Genomic DNA, 1,917 nt, shown 5'->3' with positions numbered 1-1,917 from the left:
TGGTGGAGACTAGGAGAGTCGAACTCCTGACCTCCTGCGTGCAAAGCAGGCGCTCTACCAACTAAGCTAAGTCCCCAGCTTATCATCTGTGATTCGATGTATCTTCTTCTGCATAATTGCTTCGTCAGTAGTGGTGGGTCTGACAAGACTTGAACTTGTGACCCCACGCTTATCAAGCGTGTGCTCTAACCAACTGAGCTACAGACCCTCAGATACATCAATGAAGAACAACTTGTTGTGGATTCTTACCAATCGTCAATCTTTCGTTAAGGAGGTGATCCAGCCGCAGGTTCCCCTACGGCTACCTTGTTACGACTTCACCCCAGTCATCGGCCACACCGTGGTAAGCGTCCTCCTTGCGGTTAGACTACCTACTTCTGGTGCAACAAACTCCCATGGTGTGACGGGCGGTGTGTACAAGGCCCGGGAACGTATTCACCGCGGCATTCTGATCCGCGATTACTAGCGATTCCGACTTCACGCAGTCGAGTTGCAGACTGCGATCCGGACTACGATCGGCTTTTTGAGATTAGCATCACATCGCTGTGTAGCAACCCTTTGTACCGACCATTGTAGCACGTGTGTAGCCCTGGCCGTAAGGGCCATGATGACTTGACGTCGTCCCCGCCTTCCTCCAGTTTGTCACTGGCAGTATCCTTAAAGTTCCCATCCGAAATGCTGGCAAGTAAGGAAAAGGGTTGCGCTCGTTGCGGGACTTAACCCAACATCTCACGACACGAGCTGACGACAGCCATGCAGCACCTGTATGTAGATTCCCGAAGGCACCTTTCCATCTCTGGAAAGTTTCTACTATGTCAAGGCCAGGTAAGGTTCTTCGCGTTGCATCGAATTAAACCACATGCTCCACCGCTTGTGCGGGCCCCCGTCAATTCATTTGAGTTTTAGTCTTGCGACCGTACTCCCCAGGCGGTCTACTTATCGCGTTAGCTGCGCCACTAAAGGATCAAATCCCCCAACGGCTAGTAGACATCGTTTACGGCATGGACTACCAGGGTATCTAATCCTGTTTGCTCCCCATGCTTTCGCACCTCAGTGTCAGTATTAGGCCAGATGGCTGCCTTCGCCATCGGTATTCCTCCAGATCTCTACGCATTTCACCGCTACACCTGGAATTCTACCATCCTCTCCCATACTCTAGCTAACCAGTATCGAATGCAATTCCCAAGTTAAGCTCGGGGATTTCACATTTGACTTAATTAACCACCTACGCGCGCTTTACGCCCAGTAAATCCGATTAACGCTCGCACCCTCTGTATTACCGCGGCTGCTGGCACAGAGTTAGCCGGTGCTTATTCTGTGGGTAACGTCCACTTAGCCCAGGTATTAACCAGGTAAGCCTCCTCCCCACTTAAAGTGCTTTACAACCAAAAGGCCTTCTTCACACACGCGGCATGGCTGGATCAGGGTTCCCCCCATTGTCCAATATTCCCCACTGCTGCCTCCCGTAGGAGTCTGGGCCGTGTCTCAGTCCCAGTGTGGCGGATCATCCTCTCAGACCCGCTACAGATCGTCGCCTTGGTAGGCCTTTACCCCACCAACTAGCTAATCCGACTTAGGCTCATCTATTAGCGCAAGGTCATAAAGAGCCCCTGCTTTCTCCCGTAGGACGTATGCGGTATTAGCATCCCTTTCGGAATGTTGTCCCCCACTAATAGGCAGATTCCTAAGCATTACTCACCCGTCCGCCGCTAGCTCAGTTACCGAAGCAACCTCGCCCGCTCGACTTGCATGTGTTAAGCCTGCCGCCAGCGTTCAATCTGAGCCATGATCAAACTCTTCAGTTAAAATCATTTTGAAGTTTTAATCTAAACTTCCAAATCTGGCTCATCAATTTTCTGACTTAAATTTCGCTCAAATAAACTTCGAGTAATTTAAACCAATCAATCAATGAAATAT

Annotated in this window: 2 tRNA genes and 1 rRNA gene; all 3 read right to left on the bottom strand. The window is 50.4% G+C overall.

The features are described from left to right. A tRNA-Ala gene (locus VF675_RS13590) sits at positions 1-76 on the bottom strand. Positions 77-131: 55 nt separating this feature from the next. Then, positions 132-208: transfer RNA gene (locus VF675_RS13585), tRNA-Ile, on the bottom strand. Between the two features lie 59 nt (positions 209-267). Continuing rightward, positions 268-1,805: ribosomal RNA gene (locus VF675_RS13580) — 16S ribosomal RNA — on the bottom strand. Positions 1,806-1,917 lie beyond the last annotated feature (112 nt).

Source organism: Acinetobacter sp. Lyrl_1 (assembly GCF_051948795.1).
Classification (GTDB): domain Bacteria; phylum Pseudomonadota; class Gammaproteobacteria; order Pseudomonadales; family Moraxellaceae; genus Acinetobacter; species Acinetobacter towneri.
This window is presented reverse-complemented; position numbering and strand designations above follow the sequence as displayed.